The following is a 3,673-nucleotide window of genomic DNA, read 5'->3' as shown; positions in this document are numbered from 1 at the left end:
GTAGACGACCGGCACGCCGGCGGGCCCGCCGATCGGCGCCCGGGTCCCGGCCCGGCGGCCGGTCACGATGATGCCGTCGACCCGGCGGCCCAGCAGGACCTTGAGGTGGTGCTGCTCGCGGATCGGGTCGTCGCGGGCGTCGCACAGCAGTACGGAGATCTGCCCGCCGCCCAGGGTGTCCTCGGCGCCGATCAGCAGCGGGATGCTGAACCGGCCGATGGTGTCCGTGGTGATCATGCCGACCGTGTAGGTGCGGCCGGCGTGCAGGTCACGGGCGGCCTGGCTGGGCCGGAAGTCGAGCCGGGCCGCGGCCTGGCGGACCCGGTCGACGGTGCCGGCGCGCAGCGAGCCGCGCCCGTTGAGAGCTTTGGAGGCGGTGCCCACCGAGACCCCGGCCAGGGCAGCCACGTCGCGGATGGTGACGGGACGCTGCCGGGGCATGCTGAGAACCTACCGTGCACCGGTGCCGGGCCCATCGCGGTGGACCCGGCACCGGCGCCGATCAGCTCAGCTGCACGTAGTCCAGCTCGGCGTAGCCGGTGCGGGCGCTGAGCTGCGGTGCGCCCTTGGCCAGCCGGATGACGTTGTAACCGGCGCGCAGGTTGACGGTCGCGTTCACCGTCGCCCCGAAGGCACCCCAGGCGGCTGTCGGTGGATAGCTGACGGTGCTCCAGGCGCCACCGTTGTAGGCCAGGCCGTGGGTGGCGGTCGCGCCGGTCCCGTTGGCGTAGCCGATGGTCATCGTGTACGCCCGGGCCGTCGGCACGTTCACGAGGAAGTCGACGAACGACTGGTCACGCGCGGTCGCCGAGCCGTCGATCTGCCCGACGTAGCCGCCGTTGGAGGCCGAGCCGGAGGAGAACCGGTTGGCGTTGACGACCGTGGCGTTCTCGGCCTCGTAGCGCTGCTGCCAGGTGGCGGCCCCGCTCGCCGGGGTGATGAGCAGCTGGTACGCCGCCAGCGCGTCCATCCCGTTGACGGGCACGCTGATGCTGCCGTTGGAGACGTTGTACGTCGTCGCGGAGACAGTGACCGGGGCGCTCTGGTTGGTGGCGCGCCCGGTGGTGTTGGTACGCGACAGCGTCACCCGTACCTGCGAGCCGAGCGCGCCGAGCCCGTTGACCCGCACGGTGTTGTTACCGCTGTCGCCGCCGAGCACGACGTTGACGAAGCGACGCGTGGGGTCGTACGAGGCGACGCCGTCCAGCCACGAGCCCGGCACGGTCTGCACGACGTTGCCGGCCATGTCGCCGTACCACTTGTAGGCCCAGTACGACGCGGTCGGGGCGTTGTTGTGCAGCAGGCCGTTGACGGTGCCGGCCTCGTACCAGTAGGCGCGTTCGGCGGACCGGATGCCGTGCCGCTCGAAGACCGCCATGTAGTGCACCGCGACGCTCGGGATGTCGACCTGGCTCGGCGAGGCGTACTCGTTGATCGAGATCGGCCGGGGCGAGATGCCCAGCGACCGCTCGACCGCCCGGTAGTCCGCGACGTGGGCCGCGACGTTGAGGTAGTCGTCGTTGCCGAGCTCGTGCCAGACGATCACGTCCGGCAGGGTGCCGGTGTCCCGGGCGTTGGTGAGGAACTCGACCATCCAGTTGTGGTTGTAGTACGCGTGACTGGGCCCGACGATCGGGGTGACGGTGTCCAGGGAACGGATCAGCCGGTGGGTGCGGGTCCAGCCGGCGGTGAACGGCCCGGCGGCGGCGGTGTTCCACGTCCAGTCCGGCTCGTTCCACAGCTCCCAGCCGTCGATGTTGGTGGTGCCGGTGGCGTTGAGCCGGGCCTGCACCATCGTGCGGACCTTGGCCTCCCAGTCGGCCCAGCTGACCCAGCGGTACGGGAAGTTCGGGTAGATGTCGGGCATGCGCAGGAACTGCTGGGCGCCCGCGCTGGTCACCTTTCCGGCGACCAGCAGGCCGTCGCAGCACGGCTGGGTGGCGCCGTTGCCGAGCTGCTGGACGCCGGGCGGCGGCTGGGTCAGGTGGTTGAGCCGCAACGGATACAGCTGCTCCAGCGGCGGCTTGGTGCCGGTGTCCACGGCGTAGAGACCGCCGGACGCCACGTGGGTGACGGGCCGGACGGTGGTGCCGACGTTGACGGTGAGGGTGTTGCCGGCCGCCTGGGCCGGGCCCGGCAGCGCGCCGACGGCGGCGAGCGTGAGGACGGTGAGGGCGGCGGCTGCGGTTCTTCGGTGTCGCACGGTGTGCACCTCGATCGTGGGGGAGGGGGAGGAGCGGGTCATGCCTCCGGTGCGGCCGTGGGGATCCAGACCCGCATGGGTCCGGGGGCCCGGTTGGCCCACAGGAAGTAGGGGATGGCCGCGACGGTGCCGGCCGTGGTGGCCGGCGGCTCGTCCTGTGGCCCGGTGCGGTAGAGCGGGGCGGCTTCGGCGGGACGGGCCACGACCGGGGCCAGCAGAGTCACCGGGGCCAGGGCGTCCTCGCGGTGCACGACCTCGACCGGCCGGGCCGGGTCCAGGGCGAGGTCCTCGAAGACCACGCCGGGCAGGGACACGTCGGCGTGTTCGAGGCAGTAGACCAGCGGGCCGCGGGTGAGGGCCGCTGTGCCGCGTACCGCGTCGATCCGGGGGTGGGGGCGCACCAGCCGGGGCGGCATCGCCAGGGTGAGGACCACCTGGTCGCCGGTCCGCCAGGCCCGGGTCAGCCGCAGGTAGCCGTCCTCGGCGGCGGTCGCGGCGGGCTCGCCGTTGACGGTCAGCCGCGCGTCGGCGCACCAGGACGGCACCCGCAGGGCCAGCGTCCAGGGCGTCGTCGCGTCCTCGGTGAGCGAGATGGTGATCTGCTCGTCCCACGGGTAGCGGGTGCTCACCTCGACCGGGCCGAACGTGCCGGTGGCGTACAGGTGCAGCTGCAGGCCGCTTTCGTCGCCGGTGGCCAGGTACGCGTGCAGCGACGCCATCAGCCGGGCCAGGTTCGGCGGGCAGCACGCGCAGGAGTACCAGCCCAGCCGTTGCGAGGGCGCGTCCTCGTGCGAGCCGTCGTGGCCGGTGCGCAGCTGCAGCGGGTTGGAGTAGAAGAACGAGGTGCCGTCGACCCCGGTGCTGCCGGCGATACCGTTGTGCAGCAGCCGTTCCATCTCGTCGGCGTACCGGGCGCGGCCGGTGGCCAGCAGCAGCCGCCAGGCCCACTGGAAGCTGCCGATCGCCGCGCAGGTCTCGGCGTAGGCCCGGTCCGGCGGCAGCTCGTACGGGTCACCGAACGACTCGTCGCGGTGCCGGGAGCCCTGCCCGCCGGTGAGGTAGGTCTTGCTGCCCAGCGCCGAGTCCCACAGCCGTTCGGCCGCAGTCAGCAGCTCGCTGTCGTGGGTCTCGACGGCCACGTCGACGGCGCCGGCCAGCAGGTAGAGCTGGCGCACGACGTGCCCGGTGACCTCGTCGGCCGTCCGGACCGGCTGGTGGTCCTGGTAGTAGCGCGGGCCCAGCTTGTCCTGGCCGATCAGGCCGTGCCCGCGCAGGTCGACGAACCGGGCCGCCAGCGCGAGGTACGGCTTGTGGCCGGTGAGGCGGTACAGCTCCACGAGCGCGGTCTCGATCTCCGGGTGGCCGCAGATCGCTTCGGTGCCGTCCGGGCCGTACCGGCGTACCAGTAGATCCGCGAAGCGGCGGGCGACCCCGACCAGCTGCTGGACGGCCGCGGGGTCGGCGCCCGGG

The 3,673-nt window shown here is 72.6% G+C and carries 3 protein-coding genes; all 3 read right to left on the bottom strand.

Going from position 1 to position 3,673, the window contains the following annotated elements; all coding sequences use genetic code 11:
• The coding region (locus AB0C29_RS38140; RefSeq protein WP_360831141.1) for a LacI family DNA-binding transcriptional regulator at positions 1–441 on the bottom strand (441 nt) is incomplete at its 3' end.
• Between the two features lie 61 nt (positions 442–502).
• Positions 503–2,203, bottom strand: coding sequence for a hypothetical protein (locus AB0C29_RS38135; RefSeq protein WP_360831138.1), 1,701 nt, complete (start codon positions 2,201–2,203; stop codon positions 503–505).
• Positions 2,204–2,241: 38 nt separating this feature from the next.
• Positions 2,242–3,673 (bottom strand): beta-L-arabinofuranosidase domain-containing protein (locus AB0C29_RS38130; RefSeq protein ID WP_360831135.1); only part of this gene is annotated, 1,432 nt, incomplete at its 5' end.

Source organism: Actinoplanes sp. NPDC048791 (assembly GCF_040650095.1).
Lineage (GTDB): Bacteria > Actinomycetota > Actinomycetes > Mycobacteriales > Micromonosporaceae > Actinoplanes.
This window is presented reverse-complemented; position numbering and strand designations above follow the sequence as displayed.